The sequence below is a fragment of the Streptomyces sp. NBC_00009 genome, from assembly GCF_045040855.1.
Taxonomy (GTDB): Bacteria; Actinomycetota; Actinomycetes; order Streptomycetales; family Streptomycetaceae; genus Streptomyces; species Streptomyces aureus.
Genome location: NZ_CP108312.1, coordinates 5790553 through 5807474 on the forward strand (window position 1 = coordinate 5790553; position 16922 = coordinate 5807474).

Sequence of the window (16922 nt, forward strand, 5' to 3'; positions counted from 1 at the left end):
TCGGAAGTCTGTGCAACTTCGCCCGAGTTTATGAGCGTTCGTGACAGCGCGCAGAACGAAGTCCCGCCCCTCCGGAAGGAGGCGACGGGAGGCGACGGTCCCCGCGGGATCCCTATCGGGCCGTGCCGAAGTCCTGGGTCCAGTAGCTGTTGGGCTGCGCGAGGCCGATGCCGATCTCCTTGAACGAGCAGTCGAGGATGTTGCGCTTGTGGCCCGGGCTGGACATCCAGCCGGCCATGACCTTCTCGGGCGTGGAGTAGCCGTAGGCGACGTTCTCGCCGTAGGAGCTCCAGCTGTAACCGGCACGCGTGATCCGGTCGTCGGGCGACGACCCGTCGGAGCCCGTGTGGGACATGTTCCGGTGGGATGCCATGTCCTGGCTGTGGTCCTGAGCGGCCTTGGTCAGCTTCGCGTTCATGGTCAGCGGAGAGCATCCGGCCTTGCTGCGCTCGTTGTTGACGAGAGCCAGTACGCGAGCCGCGTACCCGGATGCCGGTGCGGTCGTGGCAGGTGCGCTGGGAGCCGCGGTGGTCCGCGGTGCGCGGGGAGTGGCAGTGGTTCGCGGTGCGCGGGGAGTCGCGGTGGTCCGCGGTGCGCTGGGGGACGCGGTGGTCCGCGTTGCGCTGGGAGTCGCAGTGGGGCTCTTCGACGCTCCCGCAGTCGGCTCGTGCCCCGAGGGCGAGCCCGTCCACCGCTGGTGGGAGCTCACGTTCTCCCTGTGGCCGGAGGGGCGACCGCTCGCATCACCCTGAGTCTGCATGCAGGCGATGGCCACGGAGGGCACACCCACGGCTCCTGCGGCGATGACCGCCATGGCTATCGGCCGCCGGTACGACTTCCTGCGGTGCTTACTCATGCATGACCTCGCTCGGTGATCGCGGAGCGCCCCCAGGGGATCCGACTCTGCCCAGTTCCTGCACCAGGGCCGCGGAGACGCCTTGCGGCCGACATTCTTGGAACTGGTGTCGGGGCGCGGCAACACGCGGCGGTACTACCTCGGCTCGTAGCCGCGGACGGCGCTTGAAACGGGCGCGCAGCCGTGCTGTTCCGGCTCTCCGGGCCGCGAAGGAATCCGTCGGTCCGTCAGAAGCCGTTGCTCGCCAGCCGAACGGGCGGAAGTGTTGAGCGGGCCGAACACCGCTCGATCCGGCTCGGGGAGTGTCTGCATCAAGACGGATAAAACGCACCATGCCGTCAAGCCTCGATCTACTATTCGACGACCTGAGAGCCAAAAGTCTGTGTGGCTGATGTCACGGAACGACGGGTGCGCCGGCCTCGCCATGCCGCCGGAGGCGCAGGCGCAGCCTTCGGTCTCGCAGCCTGATCAGCCCCCACGGAAAAGGCCGCCGGCCGTGCCTTCCAGGGGTGGAAGAACACGGCCGACGGCCTACAGACGTCCCAGGCGAGCGGAATCCGCTCCGGCCTGTGGCGTTCTTAGATGTCGAAGTACAGCTCGAACTCGTGCGGGTGCGGGCGGAGCTGGATCGGGGCGATCTCGTTCGTGCGCTTGTAGTCGATCCACGTCTCGATCAGGTCGGGGGTGAAGACACCGCCGGCCAGAAGGTACTCGTGGTCCGCCTCGAGGGCGTCGAGGACCGCGGGGAGCGAGGTCGGGACCTGCTGGACGTTCGCGTGCTCCTCGGGAGCCAGCTCGTACAGGTCCTTGTCGATCGGCTCGGCCGGCTCGATCTTGTTCTTCACGCCGTCGAGGCCGGCCATCAGGAGGGCCGAGAAGGCGAGGTACGGGTTCGAGGACGGGTCCGGCGCGCGGAACTCGACGCGCTTGGCCTTCGGGTTCGAGCCCGTGATCGGGATGCGCATCGCGGCGGAGCGGTTGCGCTGCGAGTAGACCATGTTGACCGGCGCCTCGAAGCCCGGGACCAGGCGGTGGTACGAGTTCACCGTCGGGTTCGTGAAGGCGAGCAGCGACGGGGCGTGCTTCAGGATGCCGCCGATGTAGTAGCGCGCCATGTCCGAGAGGCCGGCGTAGCCCTGCTCGTCGTAGAACAGCGGGTCGCCGTTGGCCCACAGGGACTGGTGGACGTGCATGCCCGAGCCGTTGTCGCCGAAGATCGGCTTCGGCATGAAGGTCGCGGTCTTGCCGTTGCGCCAGGCGACGTTCTTCACGATGTACTTGAAGAGCATCAGGTCGTCGGCCGCGGCGAGCAGCGTGTTGAACTTGTAGTTGATCTCCGCCTGGCCGGCGGTGCCGACCTCGTGGTGCTGGCGCTCGACCTGGAGGCCGTTCTTGTCCAGCTCGAGGGAGATCTCCGCGCGCAGGTCGGCGAAGTGGTCGACCGGCGGGGTCGGGAAGTAACCGCCCTTGTAGCGGACCTTGTAGCCGCGGTTGTTCTCTTCCGAACCGGTGTTCCAGGCGCCGGCCTCGGAGTCGATCTCGTAGATCGAGCGGTTCGCGGAGGTCTCGAAGCGGACCGAGTCGAAGACGTAGAACTCGGCCTCGGGGCCGAAGTACGCGGTGTCGGCGATGCCGGTCGAGGCCAGGTACGCCTCGGCCTTCTTCGCGACGTTGCGCGGGTCACGGGAGTACTGCTCGCCCGTGATCGGGTCGTGGATGAAGAAGTTGATGTTGACCGTCTTGTCGCGGCGGAAGGGGTCGATGCGCGCGGTGGTCAGGTCGGCGCGGAGCGCCATGTCGGACTCGTGGATGGCCTGGAAGCCACGGATCGAGGATCCGTCGAAGGCCAGCTCCTCGGTGGGGTCGAACGCCGCGGCCGGCACCGTGAAGTGCTGCATCACACCCGGCAGGTCGCAGAACCGGACGTCGACGAACTTGACGTCCTCGTCCGCGATGAACTTCTTGGCGTCATCGGCGTTCTGGAACATCCAACTCCTCCTACTCCCACCCGGGGAGGGGCGGGGTTGCAGCTCGGTGGTGCGGCCAGTGCGGTGGCACACGCTGGGACCCGACCATAGGGACGGGGGATTTCTCAAGCATGACCCATTTGTTTCGCCGAAGTTAACCGGGCCGGGGGCCGGAGCGGGCCGGGTGGCCGAGCGCAGTACCGTGGTCGGGTGGACAACAGGCAAGCAATCGGATCGTGGCTCTCCGGGCCGCGCGCGGCCGCAGAGGACGCGGGTGTCGAGTTCGGGTACCGCGGTGAGCAGCTGGGGCTGCCCGAGCAGGGGCCGGGCTCCATCGCCCGCCCCGGCAGGCGTATCGCCGCCCTCGTCATCGACTGGGCCCTGTGCATGCTGATCGCATACGGGCTCCTCACGCACGGCTACAACCAGGCGACGGGGAACTGGGCCCTCGGGATCTTCTTCGTCCTCGGCCTGCTCACCGTCGGCACGGTCGGCTTCACGCCGGGCAAGCGGATCATGGGGCTGCGCGTCGTCGCGGAGGACGGCTCCGGCCGCCTCGGCCTCGGCCGTGTCCTGGTCCGCACGGTGCTCCTGTGCGTCGCCGTCCCCGCGCTGATCTGGGACCGTGACGGCCGCGGCCTGCACGACCGCCTGGCCCGCGCGGTCCAGGTCCGCGCCTGACACCGGCCCGCCGGGACGCTCTACTGCGACCTACTACGACGATGAGGCCCCGGAACCGATCGGTTCCGGGGCCTCTCGTAGTAGAAGGGTCAGCGCGCCTTGTTGCCGCCGCCGCGCGGCATCCGCATTCCCTTGGGCATCGGGCCCTTGGGGAGCGGCATGTTGCTCATCAGGTCGCCCATCGCCCGGAGGCGGTCGTTGGTCGTCGTGACCTGCGGGCCCGTGAGAACGCGGGGGAGCTTGAGCATCGTGGTGCGGAGCTTCTTGAGCGGCACCTGGCCCTCGCCGTTGCCGACGAGGATGTCGTTGACCGGCACGTCGGAGACGATGCGGGCCATCTTCCGCTTCTCGGCCGCCAGCAGCGTCTTCACCCGGTTCGGGTTGCCCTCGGCGACCAGGACGATGCCGGCCTTGCCGACCGCCCGGTGGACGACGTCCTGGCTGCGGTTCATCGCCACGGCCGGGGTCGTGGTCCAGCCACGGCCGATGTTGTCGAGTACCGCGGCAGCCGCGCCGGGCTGGCCCTCCATCTGCCCGAAGGCTGCTCGCTCGGCACGGCGTCCGAAGACGATCGCCATCGCGAGGAAGGCGAGCAGGAAGCCGAGAATTCCGAGATATACCGGGTGACCGATCAAGAAACCGATCGCGAGGAACACACCAAAGGTGACGATTCCCACACCCGCGAGTACAAGGGCGATCATCGGATCGGCCTTGCGGGTCATCTTAAAGGTCAGAGCGATCTGCTTGAGTCGCCCGGGGTTCGCAGCGTCCGCTGCGGTTTCCTTCCTCGCCATGCCTTGAAGTCTACGTGTCCGGGCAAGTGCCTACGACGTGCGGGCGGCCACAGCCTTCTCGAGCACCCGCTGCGCCTCCACCCGGTCCTTGGCGCGGCGGCGGTCCTCGAGTACAGAGGTCCAGGCGTTGCGGCGTGCGGTGCGCTGTCCGCTGCTCATGAGCAGCGACTCGACCGCGCGCAGGGCGTCGGTGAAGGTCGGGATGGCGGTGGCGCGTACGGGCGCGGCCTGCATTGGGAGGTCCCCCTCGGGAGCGGCTCTGACGGTGGGTACGTGGCGTGAGTACAGCGTCACTGTTTGGTGTTACCAGGGCATGACCGAAGGGTCAAACGCCCATGAAGCCTTGATGGGGGAGGGCCGAACGAGGACGCGGCCCTGACGGTGCCCCCCATCTGGGGGGACTGTCAGGGCCGCGTTCTCCCAGCCGTTACTGGCAGGTAGCTGCTTGTGCGTGATTTCACACGGCTGGCGGGCCGTGCGGGTGGGACCGGATCAGACCGCCTGCGAGGCCACGTACGCGCCGCGCTTCTCGACCGCCATCTGGTAGAGGCGTCCGGCGCGGTACGAGGAGCGGACCAGGGGGCCCGACATGACGCCGGAGAAGCCGATCTGCTCGGCCTCCTCCTTCAGCTCCACGAACTCGGCCGGCTTCACCCAGCGCTCGACGGGGTGGTGGCGCGGCGTCGGACGCAGGTACTGGGTGATGGTGATGAGCTCGGTGCCCGCCTCGTGCAGCTGGCGCAGCGCCTCGCTGACCTCGGAGCGCTCCTCACCCATGCCCAGGATCAGGTTGGACTTGGTGACCAGGCCGGCCTCGCGGGCCTTCGTGATGACCTCGAGGGACCGCTCGTACCGGAAGCCGGGGCGGATCCGCTTGAAGATGCGCGGCACCGTCTCGACGTTGTGCCCGAGAACCTCGGGGCGGGACGAGAAGACCTCGGCCAGCTGGTCCGGGTCGGCGTTGAAGTCGGGGATGAGCAGCTCGACCTTGGTGTAGCCCTCGGCGCGCTCCGCCGTCATCGCGTGGATCTGGCGCACGGTCTCCGCGTACAGCCAGGCGCCGCCGTCCTCCAGGTCGTCGCGCGCGACGCCGGTGATCGTGGCGTAGTTCAGGTCCATCGTGACGACGGACTCGCCGACGCGGCGGGGCTCGTCACGGTCCAGCGCCTCGGGCTTGCCCGTGTCGATCTGGCAGAAGTCACACCGTCGCGTGCACTGGTCGCCGCCGATGAGGAAGGTGGCCTCGCGGTCTTCCCAGCACTCGTAGATGTTCGGACAGCCCGCCTCCTGGCAGACCGTGTGCAGGCCCTCGCTCTTCACGAGGCTCTGCATCTTCGTGTACTCGGGACCCATTTTCGCCCGGGTCTTGATCCACTCGGGCTTGCGCTCGATGGGGGTCTGGCTGTTGCGGACCTCCAGGCGCAGCATCTTGCGTCCGTCGGGTGCGACTGCGGACACGACCGGCTCCCTACAGCTTTGATTCTTCGGCGTACCTCAGGGTACGCCCGTGGTCTTGATGGGCCTTACGTGTGGCCAACCTGCGGCCGGCGGGGTGCATTCCCGGAACCGGGTCCCCTGTGCGAACCCCTACGCGGTCGCCCTCTCGACGACGCGCGGGGCGAGCGCCGCGTTCTCCAGGACGTCGCGCAGGTGGCGCTCCACGACCGGCAGCACCTCGTCGATCGTGACCTCGCGGCCCAGCTCGTACGAGAGCGAGGTGACGCCCGCGTCACGTATGCCGCACGGGATGATCTTGTCGAAGTTCGAGGTGTCCGGATTCACGTTCAGCGCGAAGCCGTGCATCGTGACGCCCTTGGCGACGCGGATGCCCATGGCGCAGATCTTGCGGTCCTCGCGGCGCTGGCCGGCGTTCGAGGGCGCGTACTCCGGGCCATTGAGACGGGGGTCGAACTCGGAGTCGTTCACCCGGGGGTCGAAGTCCAGGGACAGGCCGCCGAGCTTCGGGCGCTCCTCGGCCGCGTCCTTGGCGTTCTTGGCGTCTCCGAGCACCCACACGCCCGCCCGGCCCTCGACGCGGGAGGTCTCCACGCCGAACTCGGCGCAGACCGCGATCATCGCGTCTTCCAGACGGCGCAGGTGCGCGACCACGTCCACGGGGCGCGGCAGCTTCTGGATCGGGTAGCCGACGAGCTGGCCCGGGCCGTGCCAGGTGATCTTGCCGCCCCGGTCCACGTCCACGACGGGGGTGCCGTCCAGCGGGCGCTCCTCGGGCGCGGTGCGGCGGCCCGCAGTGTAGACCGGCGGGTGTTCGAGAAGCAGGCAGGTGTCGGGGACCTCGTCCGCGAAACGGGCGGCGTGCACACGGCGCTGCTCGTCCCAGGCTTCCTGGTAGTCGACCGAGTCCGCTCCGAAACCCAAGCGGACGAACCGCAACTCATTCACGGTCAGTGCCTCCCTAGAACCTTCAGCGTGCACATATCGCGCCCCAGCCACTGTACGGGCAGGGTCTCTGCGCCAGCCGTTCGGGGAATCCTCACACGATCGGATGAAAGGGGGTGCTTGCTGGCCTGATCGGGGGCTCCTGTGCGCGCTGAGTGATAGCTTCGGCGCCGTCCGTGAGCGGGGAGCCGCTGGTGGACCTACCGCCGGGCGGGCGGGAAGTCAGGCTTGTGGAGGCTGTGCAAGACCGGATTCCGGTCCGGCAGGGCCTGTGAAGCAGGAACCCACCGAGGTCCCGTGCGAGCGGGGCGGCAGGAAGTTCTCCGCTTGCGGGGAAGGACGTCACATTCGCGCCGTTCCATGTGGGAGCAGTGCAGAGGGGGGTGCACCACGGCCCCCCTCTACGGCTTCCTAGGGCCCGGAAGGCAATCGCACAGCATGACGGAACGACCTCCGCAGCGCACGCCCAACCGCCAGCTAGCCGCGCTCATCGCGGAGGCAGGGTTCTCCAACGCCGGACTGGCCCGCCGAGTCGACCAGCTCGGCCTGGAGCACGGTCTCGACCTGCGCTACGACAAGACATCCGTGACGCGCTGGCTGCGCGGCCAGCAGCCCCGCGGCACCACACCCGCACTGATCGCCGAGGTCTTCACGCGGCGCCTGGGACGCCGGCTCTCCGCCCAGGACCTGGGGCTCGACGCCTGCTCCCCGGTCTACGCGGGCCTGGAGTTCGCCGCCTCGCCCGAGGAGGCCGTCGACATCGTCAGCGGTCTGTGGCGCAAGGACTCGGGCAGCCATGCCGAGCTCCGCAAGATCGCGTTCACCCCGGCGGGGCTCGTCGTGCCCAGCCGGGACTGGCTGATCGGGCGGGCCGACGACCGGGTCGCCCACGGGGACCACGGCGGTCCCGGCGGCGTACGGATCCCCGCCCAGGGACGCTCTTCGGCCAAACTTCCGTCCGGGCCCGAACAGGGGCCGCCCCCCTTGCCCCGGCAGCGCGGCCACGCCGAGCGCGGGCCCGGCCAGCGGGTCACCGCGGGCGACATCGCGGCCCTGCGCTCCGTCGGCGAACTCTTCCGCTCCCTGGACCAGGCGTACGGCGGCGGCCACGCCCGCCAGGCGCTCGTGCGCTACCTGGAGCACGAGGCCGAGCCGATGCTGCGGGGCACCTACGGGGAGCAGACCGGCCGGCGGCTCTTCGCGGCCACCGCCGATCTGACCCGGCTCGCGGGCTGGACCTCGTACGACATCGCCGCGCACGGGCTCGCGCAGCGGTACTTCGTGCAGGCGCTGCGGCTCGCGCAGGCGGCGGGGGACCGGACGTACGGGTCGTACGTCCTCGTCACGATGAGCCGCCAGGCCGTCTATCTCGGCCACGGGCGCGAGGCCGTGCAGCTGGCGCGGGTCGCCCAGCAGGGCGTGGGGTCCTCGGCGCCGCCCGCCGTCCAGGCGCTCCTGCACGCGGCCGAGGCGCGCGGGCACGGCGTGCTCGGCGAGGTGCGCGCGTGCACGGCGTCGCTGGTGCGGGCCGAGCGGACCCTGGAGGCGGTGCGGACCGGGGACGACGTGCCGCACTGGGCGCGGTTCTTCGACGAGGCGCAGCTGGCCGACGAGTTCGGGCACTGCCACCGGGATCTCCAGCAGTACCGCGCGGCCGCGCAGCACGCGGAGCGCTCGCTCCAGCTGCGGGCGCCCGGCTTCGCGCGCAGCCGGCTGTTCTGCCGGGTGGTGCTCGCCTCCGCGCGGCTCGGGCTCGGCGAGCTGGACCAGGCGTGCACCCTCGGCGCAGAGGCCGCGCAGGCCGCCTCCGAGATGCGCTCCGTGCGGGCGCACGAGTACGTGCGGGAGTTCGAGCGGCGGCTGGAGCCCTACCGCGACGCGGCCCCGGTACGCGGATACCGGGACCGCATCGCCGCCCTCAGCCACTGACGGGACGGGGGCGGGGTCCGGCGCGTACTACTGGGTGTCCTTCCCGGACAGACCGGCGACCCGGTCGGCCGTCAACGGCTCGTCCCAGGTGGTGAGTTCGTCGAGGTCGCCGCGCAGGCTCACCTTCTCCGTACCGATCGAGCGCAGGGGCAGGGGGATCGACGCGTCGACCGTGCCGACCCGCTTCCCGTCGGCGTAGAGCGTGGTGTGGCCCGGTGTCGCCACCCACGTCAGCCGGGTCCAGCGGTCGAGCGGCAGCGTGTAGTCGAAGCTGAGGTCGGCCGAGCCGTACCGGGTGAAGCCGACCTTGCCCGTGCCGTACTGCATGAGCTTGAGCGCGCCCGCCCTCGAGCTGAGCAGCACCTGGTCCGCGGTGCGGGCCGTGGGGCGGACCTGCACCGACACCGTCCACGGCTCGGCTACGTCCATGCCACCGAAGCCGACACCGTCCCGGTCCGAGTCGAAGCGCCACGCCTGCCCGCGCACGCCGTCGTCCACCGGTGCCGGGTTGTTGATGATGTACGAGGTGCCCGGCAGGTCACCCGCCGTGTCCTCGGCGAAGATCGTGTTGCCGGGGCTGCCCGCGTACGTCCAGCCCTTCGGGTACGCGGCCGTGTCGAAGGTCCATTGGTGGCTCGGCCGGCCGTCGTTCACCCGGGGCTTCACCGGCGTCGCGGTGATGCCGGGCGGGTCGCCGATACGGGCCGCGCGGGCCCGGAAGTCGGCCAGGGTGTCCGGGGTCGCCGTGCCGTTCCAGGCGCGGTCCGCGAGGATCGCCCGGGCGCCGGCCATCGACTGCTCGAAGTACGCGTCGTCGGCCCAGAAGTTGTAGTCGGCCCAGTTGGTCAGGCCGGAGCCGAGCATGTCGGGCGCCGTGCTGACGGTCCAGCTGTCGTACATCCAGGGCTCGTTCGGGTACAGGTGGTGGTAGTTGTTCGGGGTGTCGTAGAACGGGCCGATGGCGATCTCGTCGTGGCCCGGCACGGCGGGCTCGGCGCCGGTGCCCTCCCAGGTGAGGAAGACGACCGGGCCGTGGACGGTCTGCTGGGGCGCGGCCAGGTGCTCCGAGCCGTTGTAGACGGCGGTGCGCTTGCCGTGCGAGGCGATCACATCGTCCAGGGTGTTGATGTACCGGTTGAGGAGGTCGCCGAGCGTCGACACATCGGGCGAGGCGGCCAAGTAGTCCTGTACGCGGGGGCAGTTGGCGAGCTGGCCCGGCACCTCCTCGCCGCCGATCGAGAACAGCGGCGCGTCGAACCAGCCGGCGAACTCGTCGACGATCTGCTTCGTCTTCGCCACCGCCTTCTCACTGGTCATGTCGATGATCCAGTCCGGCGTGAGGTGCGAGTGCGTGTGCGCGGCCGTGCAGGGGTTCGTACCGGAGCCGAAGCCGATGCCGAACGCGTCACTGATCGCCGTCGCGTGGCCGGGCATCTCCAGGCCCGGCATCAGCTGTACGTGGTGGCGGGCCGCGAAGGACTTGAGGTGCTCGATGTCGGCGCGGCTGTAGCTGTGGGCGGGGTCCGCGAGGCCCGGGAACTTCGGGCTGTACAGGCGGAAGCCCTCCGACTCGGAGAGGTGCAACATGAGCGTGTTCAGCTTCTGGTCGCCCATCCTGCGGATCAGGTTCTCCAGGTACGGGATCTTCCAGTACTTGCGGCCCGCGTCGAGGTGGACCATACGGATCGCCTGCGTCGGGACGTCGGTGGCGCGGGCCCGCGGGAGCGTGCGGTGCTCGTCGTCCGTGGAGCGCAGGAGCTGGAGGAGCGTACGGGTGCCGTAGAAGAGGCCGTGCGTGGAGGCGGCCCGGATGTGGACGGCGCCGTCCGAACTGTCGAACCGGTAGCCCTCCGCGCCGAGTTCACGGTCGTCGGCGAGGCCGAGGACGATGTCGCCGGGCCCGGCATGGGCCACGTCGCTCGCGACGCGCGGCTCGACGCCGGAGACCTGCCCGAGCTCCGTGCGCAGCTGGTCGGCGAGCTGCTGCACGCTCTGGCGGGCCGGGCCGGGGAACTCGGCGCGGCCGGACGGCTCGGAGGTCAGGGCGCGGGCGCGCGGGTCGACCAGGACGCGGGTGCGGGGCGTGAGGGCGACCGTGCCGCCGAGGGAGGTCCAGTCGGTGGGGCGGGGGACCACGGAGGGCTGCCCGGCGAGCAGTTCGGGGATCTGCTCCTCGGGCCGAGCTGCGGACGACGGCACTATAGCTCCGATGAATCCGGTGACAAGGGCTAGGACGAACAGCAGGGCTGACGCCGTTCTTCGCACTGCGGCCTCCAGGGACAAGGGTGCGGACGTGGGGACCGTAGGGGGGAGTTGCAGTGGAGGCAAGAGTGCGCGTGAGGGAATGAGGGCGCCCGCCTCCGGAATGTGCCACGGAGACGGGCGCGTAAGAGGGACCCTATAGAGGTCGGATGTGTGGTGAGGGTGCGGGTCAGGCGGCCGCCGTCAACCTGCCTGCCGGCGGGGTCAGTTGGACGCCCAGGTCCGCGAGGATCGCGTGCGCCGCCCGGCGGCCCGAGTGGAGGGCGCCCTGCACCGTGCTCGCGCCACGGTGGTCGCCGCACACATAGAGCCCGTCGAGGAGTCGCACCGGGCGGTGCAGGTCGTGCGGGGCCGGCATCGCGGGCACCGCCTCCGGGTCGTGGTGGACCGCGAGGGTCTCCCAGTCGGAGGTCGACGTGCCGTAGAGGGCGGCCAGTTGGGCCCGCAGCGCGCGCTCGGGCGGCGGCGGGCCGAGGACCGTCGAGGAGACGAGCGCGCGGCCGGCCGGGGCGCGGGTCGGGTCGACCTGGCTGATCACCGCGGTGTACGCGACGGGGCCCAGCCGGTCGGCGTCGAGGAGCAGCGCCGGGTCGGCGAGCGGTGGCTCGGGGACCGCGTGGTGGACGACCGTGACGGGGTGGAAGTCCGGCACGCGCAGTCCCGGGAGCAGGCCGGCCGCGGCGCGCGCTCCGGTCGCCAACAGCGTTGAACGGCATCGGAGTTCACCGTGTTCCTCGGTCGTCACCGAGTTCGCGGAGACGGCGCTGACGCGGACGCCGGTGCGGACCGTGCCCGGCGGGAGCCCGGCGGCGAGCAGCTCGGGCAGCGCGTCGGCGCCGCCCTCGGGGACGCAGAGGCGGCCGCGCGCGTAGGCGTGCAGGGCGAGGTCCGCGCACCGGCTCGACGAGGTCAGGTCCGGGTCGCACAGGAGCGCCGACAGGAGGGGGCGCACAAAGCCGTCGAGGGTACGGGCGGGCAGCCCGCGGCCGATCAGCGCGTCGGCGGCGGGGAGTTCGGGGCGCGCGAGGAGACGGGGGACGGGCGTCGCGGCAAGGCGGGCCAGGGCCCTGGCGAGCCGGGCGTGGTCGAGGGGGCTGCCGAGCGGAGCGGTGGGGCGCGGACTCCTGGCGGTGCGGGGGCGGGGCACCCTGGGGGCGCTCGCGAGGGCGCGTGCCGTCGTGAGTGCGCCCTTTGCGCGCCGTGGGGCCGGGAGCTCCCCGGCGCGATGGCGGCGGCCGTCGCTGTGCACCAGCACACCGGGCGAGAAGGAGCGCAGGACGAGGGCGTCCAGGCCCGGGTTGCGGCGCAGTTCGGGGTACGAGGTGCACAGGAGCCGGCCGATCCGGTCCAGGCGGAACCCGTCGACCTTCTCGGTGGACATGCGGCCGCCCACACAGGGGCCGGCCTCCAGGACCAGGGTGGGGACGCCCGCCCTGGTCAGGCGGTGGGCGGCCAGGAGTCCCGCGACCCCGGCTCCCACGATGACGACGTCCGCGTGCTGTGCGGGCTCAGGCACGTGCGCCTCCCTGGCGGTTGTGCGGCTGGTGAGAGCCGTCGCTCGTACCCCGGGCCGTCCGGCCGGCGCACGAAGGCGGGCCCCGAAGGCGTCCTACCCCCCGGCGAACCCGCGTACGGCTCCGGAACACCCGGGCTGTACCCGAGTCCGTCGAGGGTAGGTCCGGGCCCCGGCACAGGGAGTCGCGCGTAGCCCGGGCACGGTCGCACGGGGGGCGCCCGGGGCCGCCGGACGCGAGCCCGGCCTGATCCGAACGAAGCCCTACCGCCCCTGGAGCTCCGCCGCCCGCTGCCTGATCTCCGGGAGCGCGGCCATCAGGGCCTGGCCCGGGCAGTACGTCTCGTACTCGTCCCGGTGCGCGGCGATGGCGTTGAACTCGGCCGTCCTGCCCTTGGGGAAGCGGCTGAGGCTGTTCGTCGAGGTGAGGCGGACGCGGGAGCGCGGGTCGATGTTCGCGAGGCCCAGCTTCCAGGCGGAGAGCGCCGCGATGGACTTCGCCATGGAAGGCGGCACCGGGGTGCCCGCGATGAAGGTGCCGATGGCGGCGATGCCCGCCGTGCCCTGGTTGAAGCCCTGGGCGTGCGCCCCCACGACCGCCTTGTCGACGCCGCCCGCCCGGCCCTCGTAGATCGTGCCGCACTTGTCGACGAGGAAGTTGTAGCCGATGTCGTCCCAATTCCGGCCGCCCGCCTGGCCCACGTACAGGTCGTGGATGATGCGGGGTGTGTCGGCGCAGTCGTAGCCGTTCGGCGAGTCCGTGTGGTGGATGAAGACCGCCGTGACGCGGTCGGCGTACCGGGCGGGCGGCCTGCGGTACGCGCCCTCGGCCAGCCACTTGGCCCGCGGCACGATCCGGGGCAGCGCGGCGGTGTGCGGCCGGTGCACCGCCAGGGCGGCCAGCGACAGTACCGGCGGCCGGCGCACCGGTACGGCGGCCGGCGGCAGCACGGGCGCGGCCCGGTCGGCGGGGGTGAGGCCCGCCGCCCGGGCCGACTTCGCCGCTGAACCGCCGTCCCCGGGCCCGACGGTCACGGCACACATCAGCAGCAGGCCGAAGACCGTGGCCCCCGGTGCGCAGCACAACGTCATACGGAAGACGCGCATACGTGACACTCTCCGCCGCGCGCCGGGGGCTCGCCCCGCACGGTGCGCCATGCGAGTGATCGCGGCCCCGCCGCAGGTCAGACCCGCCTTCGCCGCAGATCAGAAGTGCGTGCCGCCGTCGACCCTGACCTCAGTACCGGTGATGAACTTGCCGTCCTCCGAGCCGAGCATCGCGACGACGGACGCCACGCTCTCCGGCCCCGCGAAGCCCTGGCCTATCGCCGGCGCCAGCTTCATGAACAGGCTCATGTCGGCGTCCTCGGGCAGGCCGGGGCCGACGCTCTGCTTGCTGGCGCCCGAGCCGTCGGTCATGCCGGAGGAGATGGATCCCGGCTGCACGGACGTGAAGCGGATGCCCTGCTTGCTGTACTCGCTCGCCAGGGCGTGCGTCATGGACTGGATGCCGCCCTTGCTCGCCGCGTACGCCGCCATGTAGGGGTGGGCGAACGTCGCCGACGTCGAGCTGAAGTTGATGACGGCGGAACCGTCACCCGCGAGAAGCGCCGGGATCGACTCGCGGATCATCAGGAACGTGCCCGCCAGGTTGATCTGGAGCACCTGGTTGAAGTCGGCGAGCGACGTCTCGTGGGTGTGCGAGGAGCGAAGGATGCCGGCCGCGTTGACCAGCACGTCGAGGCTGCCGAGCGCCTCGACGGCGGCGGCGACGCCCGCGCGCACGGAGGCCTCGTCCGCGACGTTCACGACGACCGTGGTCAGCCGGTCCGCGGTGCCCGCGGCGGTCGCCTTCTCGACGGTGTCCTTCAGGCCCGCCTCGCTGACGTCGGCGGCGACCGCGCGGGCGCCCTCGGCGAGGACCCGCAGCACGGTGGCCTGGCCGATGCCGGAGCCACCGCCGGTGACGAGTACACGACGGCCTTCGTAGCGGTTCAGGTTCGGGCTCATGTGCTGCTCCACTTCATTCTCTTCACGATCCGCGTCACCGGGATCGCCGGATTCGCTGTCCACCGTACGCCTGGGTGGCACGTTTTGCCATAACGTCAGAACGTGCAGGTTTGTTCCCGGACGCATAGGCTTCCCCGGTGAGCCCCACGAACGATCAGCGCAGTCCGCAGCCCTCCCTGACCGAGCGGCGCAAGGCCGCCACCCAGCTGGACATCGCCCGCGCCGCCGCCGAACTCTTCGCCGAACACGGCCCCGACGGCACGACGGCCGAGGACATCGCCCACCGTGCGGGCGTCGCGCTGCGCACCTTCTACCGCTACTTCCGGGGCAAGCAGGACGCGGTCGGCCCCCTCCTCGCCGCGGGCGGCGACGCCTGGCGCGCCCTCCTCGCCGACGCCGAGCCCGGCGCCGACCTGCGGCTCACCCTGGAGAGGGCCGTCACCGCCACGCTCTCCGCCCCCGGCGACCACGGCCCCGAACAGCTGGAGACGACCAGGGGACTGCTGCGCGCGGCCCAGGACGACGCCGCGCTGCGGGCCGTCTGGTACCGGGTCAACCAGGAGTCGGAGGAGCGCCTCGTGCCGGTCCTCGCGCGGCTCGCGGGCGAGCGGGCGGACCCCCTCGACGTACGGCTCGCCGCCGCCGCGGCCACCGACGCCATCCGGATCGCCCTGGAGTCCTGGGCCGCCACCGACGTACCCGCGACGGGCGCGACCGGCTCACCGGCGGTCCTCGCGCTCCGCTGCCTGCGCGAACTGACGGGCGGGATCAGCCTGTTGGGGGCAGATCGGGGCGGGCCCCGATAAGGGCCTCAGTCGTCCGACGGGTCGATCTCCGGCGCGAACACGAGCAGCGTCAGATCGTCCCGTACCGTCCCCGCGAACCGCAGCACGTCCCGCCACAGCGCGTCCGTCAGCTCCGCCGGGTCGTCCGCGCTGAACCGGACCAGACGCTCCGCCAGCGGATAGAAGGCACCGGACGAGTCCCGCGCCTCGGTCAGTCCGTCGGTCAGCCCGAGCAGCCGGTCTCCGGGCCGCAGCCGCACCGTGAACTGCTCGGGCGGCGCGAGGCCCGCGATCCCGAGGCCGAGCGGCGCTCCGGACGGCACCGGCACCTCGAAGACCTCCTGCCCGCGCAGCAGCAGCGGCCGCGGATGGCCGCACGAGAGGGCCCGTACCACCGGGGAGTCGTCGGGGAACTCCAGGAGCAGCGCGGTCGCGAACAGCTCAGCGTGCTCGTCCTCGGCCGAGTCGACCACGAGCCTGCGGTCGAGGCGCGCCGCGACGCCCTCCAGGTCCGGCTGGTCGAGCACCGCCTCACGGAACGCGCCGAGCAGCCCCGCCACCGTGCCCACCGCGGACAGCCCGTGGCCCTGCACATCGCCGATCACCGCCCGCACCCCGGCCGGACTCCTGCGCACGTCGAACAGGTCGCCGCCGACCAGCGTCCCGCGCTCGGCCGCCCGGTACAGGCCCGCGCAGCGCACCGTGCCGACCCGATCGGCGAGCGGCGGAAGGACGGCGAACTGGGCCGCCTCGGCGACCGTGCGCACGGTGACGAGCTGGTCGTCGCGCCGGCTGCGGACCCAGCCGATCAGCACGCTGAGCAGCGCCACGAAGGAGACCGTGAGCACATCGCTGTTGCCGGGGCGCCCGAGATCCATGAAGGGCACGTTCAGCAGGACGATCACGATGCCGCCGAGCAGCGCCGTGGCGGCGGGCCCGTAGGTGAGGGCGGCGAGCGGGGGGATCGCCCCCAGCAGGAAACCGAGCTCCAGCTTCTCCTCGGTGACCAGCTGGGCCGTGCACAGGGCGAGGAGCAGCGCGATCGGCAGCCATCGCACCCAGCGAGGCGGCGGTGCCCCGCGCAGCCAGGCCCGCTCCTCGCCGTCCCGGCGACGCGACAACGCCCCGGTCATCGGCGGGCTCCTTCCCATGGACCCTTTCACGTTCCTACGGGAGGGCCGTCACCGCACCCCGGGCGGGTCCGTCAGAACCGCCGCGCCCCGCTCACAGGGCCTGGCCCATGAGGACGTCGTCCACGTACTTCCCGTCGAGCAGGAACTCCTCCGGCAGGATGCCCTCGACCATGAACCCCTCGGATTCGTACAGCGCCCGCGCGGGACCGTTGTGCCCGAGCACCCGCAGCGTCATGCGCCGCGCACCGGCCTTGCGTGCGTGCTCCACCGCCGCGTGGACCAGTGCCCGGCCGACCCCGGCGCCCCGCGCCTCCGCGGCGACCGCGAGGCCCTGGATCTGCCGGACATGGGTGTTGGCGGCGAGCGACGTGGGATAGGCGATGCGTACGTAACCGGCGAGCCGCCCGTCGAGCTCCGCGACCAGATGGTCCCGCGGCCCGAACCGCTCCGAGAAGAACGGGTCGTACGGCGGCTGCGGCTGCGGCTGGACGGAGTGCAGCGTCGACCAGACGGCACGGTCGAGCCGGGCGAGCCCGTCCTCGTCGTCGGGGCGGGCGAGACGTATGTGCGGCGGTGACATGGGGGCCACTGT

Annotated in this window: 15 protein-coding genes; 3 read left to right on the forward strand and 12 right to left on the reverse strand. The window is 71.4% G+C overall.

Annotation, left to right across the window (positions count from 1 at the left end; genetic code table 11):
• Positions 1-112 precede the first annotated feature (112 nt).
• Together OHA58_RS26115 and glnA are read right to left on the reverse strand one after the other, a co-directional pair.
• Positions 113-856 (reverse strand): CAP domain-containing protein, encoded by a 744-nt coding sequence (locus tag OHA58_RS26115; RefSeq protein ID WP_405481759.1) that lies wholly within the window; start codon positions 854-856, stop codon positions 113-115.
• Between the two features lie 578 nt (positions 857-1434).
• Positions 1435-2844, reverse strand: a complete 1410-nt coding sequence (gene glnA, locus OHA58_RS26120; protein ID WP_366118885.1) for a type I glutamate--ammonia ligase — start codon at positions 2842-2844, stop codon at positions 1435-1437.
• Between the two features lie 189 nt (positions 2845-3033).
• Between glnA and OHA58_RS26125 the strand changes: the two genes are divergently transcribed.
• Entirely contained in the window at positions 3034-3504 is a 471-nt protein-coding gene (locus tag OHA58_RS26125) for an RDD family protein (RefSeq protein ID WP_405481761.1), read from the forward strand.
• An 89-nt stretch (positions 3505-3593) separates the two neighbouring features.
• Here OHA58_RS26125 and OHA58_RS26130 read toward each other — a convergent pair whose 3' ends face one another.
• From OHA58_RS26130 to lipB, 4 genes are all read right to left on the reverse strand, one after another.
• On the reverse strand, positions 3594-4298 hold the full coding sequence (locus OHA58_RS26130) for a DUF4191 domain-containing protein (protein WP_227294321.1): 705 nt from the start codon (positions 4296-4298) through the stop codon (positions 3594-3596).
• Between the two features lie 30 nt (positions 4299-4328).
• A complete protein-coding gene (locus OHA58_RS26135; RefSeq protein WP_326713343.1) occupies positions 4329-4532 on the reverse strand; it encodes a hypothetical protein in 204 nt (67 codons plus the stop codon).
• Positions 4533-4790: 258 nt separating this feature from the next.
• On the reverse strand, positions 4791-5756 hold the full coding sequence (locus OHA58_RS26140) for a lipoyl synthase (protein ID WP_405481763.1): 966 nt from the start codon (positions 5754-5756) through the stop codon (positions 4791-4793).
• Positions 5757-5885: 129 nt separating this feature from the next.
• Entirely contained in the window at positions 5886-6701 is an 816-nt protein-coding gene (gene lipB / locus OHA58_RS26145) for a lipoyl(octanoyl) transferase LipB (protein WP_405481765.1), read from the reverse strand.
• A 435-nt stretch (positions 6702-7136) separates the two neighbouring features.
• Between lipB and OHA58_RS26150 the strand changes: the two genes are divergently transcribed.
• Positions 7137-8627: a regulator gene (locus OHA58_RS26150; protein ID WP_405481767.1), complete on the forward strand. Its 1491-nt coding sequence runs from the start codon at positions 7137-7139 to the stop codon at positions 8625-8627.
• A gap of 27 nt (positions 8628-8654) precedes the next feature.
• On the opposite strand, the gene OHA58_RS26155 is transcribed toward OHA58_RS26150, so the two are convergent.
• The 4 genes from OHA58_RS26155 to OHA58_RS26170 all read right to left on the reverse strand — a co-directional run bounded on the left by OHA58_RS26155 (position 8655) and on the right by OHA58_RS26170 (position 14412).
• Entirely contained in the window at positions 8655-10826 is a 2172-nt protein-coding gene (locus OHA58_RS26155) for a family 20 glycosylhydrolase (RefSeq protein ID WP_405481769.1), read from the reverse strand.
• 232 nt (positions 10827-11058) lie between these two features.
• Complete coding sequence (locus tag OHA58_RS26160; RefSeq protein ID WP_405481771.1) at positions 11059-12405, reverse strand: NAD(P)/FAD-dependent oxidoreductase; 1347 nt, start codon at positions 12403-12405, stop codon at positions 11059-11061.
• 261 nt (positions 12406-12666) lie between these two features.
• A complete protein-coding gene (locus OHA58_RS26165) occupies positions 12667-13509 on the reverse strand; it encodes a peptidoglycan recognition protein (protein ID WP_405481772.1) in 843 nt (280 codons plus the stop codon).
• A gap of 99 nt (positions 13510-13608) precedes the next feature.
• Positions 13609-14412: an SDR family NAD(P)-dependent oxidoreductase gene (locus tag OHA58_RS26170; protein WP_405481773.1), complete on the reverse strand. Its 804-nt coding sequence runs from the start codon at positions 14410-14412 to the stop codon at positions 13609-13611.
• Positions 14413-14549: 137 nt separating this feature from the next.
• Here OHA58_RS26170 and OHA58_RS26175 point away from each other — a divergent pair, with 137 nt between their 5' ends.
• The gene (locus OHA58_RS26175; RefSeq protein WP_405481775.1) at positions 14550-15218 is read left to right on the forward strand and encodes a TetR/AcrR family transcriptional regulator; all 669 of its coding nucleotides are present in this window, start codon (positions 14550-14552) and stop codon (positions 15216-15218) included.
• Between the two features lie 5 nt (positions 15219-15223).
• Here OHA58_RS26175 and OHA58_RS26180 read toward each other — a convergent pair whose 3' ends face one another.
• Positions 15224-16330, reverse strand: coding sequence for a PP2C family protein-serine/threonine phosphatase (locus tag OHA58_RS26180; protein ID WP_405481777.1), 1107 nt, complete (start codon positions 16328-16330; stop codon positions 15224-15226).
• A 91-nt stretch (positions 16331-16421) separates the two neighbouring features.
• Positions 16422-16910 (reverse strand): GNAT family N-acetyltransferase, encoded by a 489-nt coding sequence (locus OHA58_RS26185; RefSeq protein ID WP_405481779.1) that lies wholly within the window; start codon positions 16908-16910, stop codon positions 16422-16424.
• Positions 16911-16922: the final 12 nt, after the last annotated feature.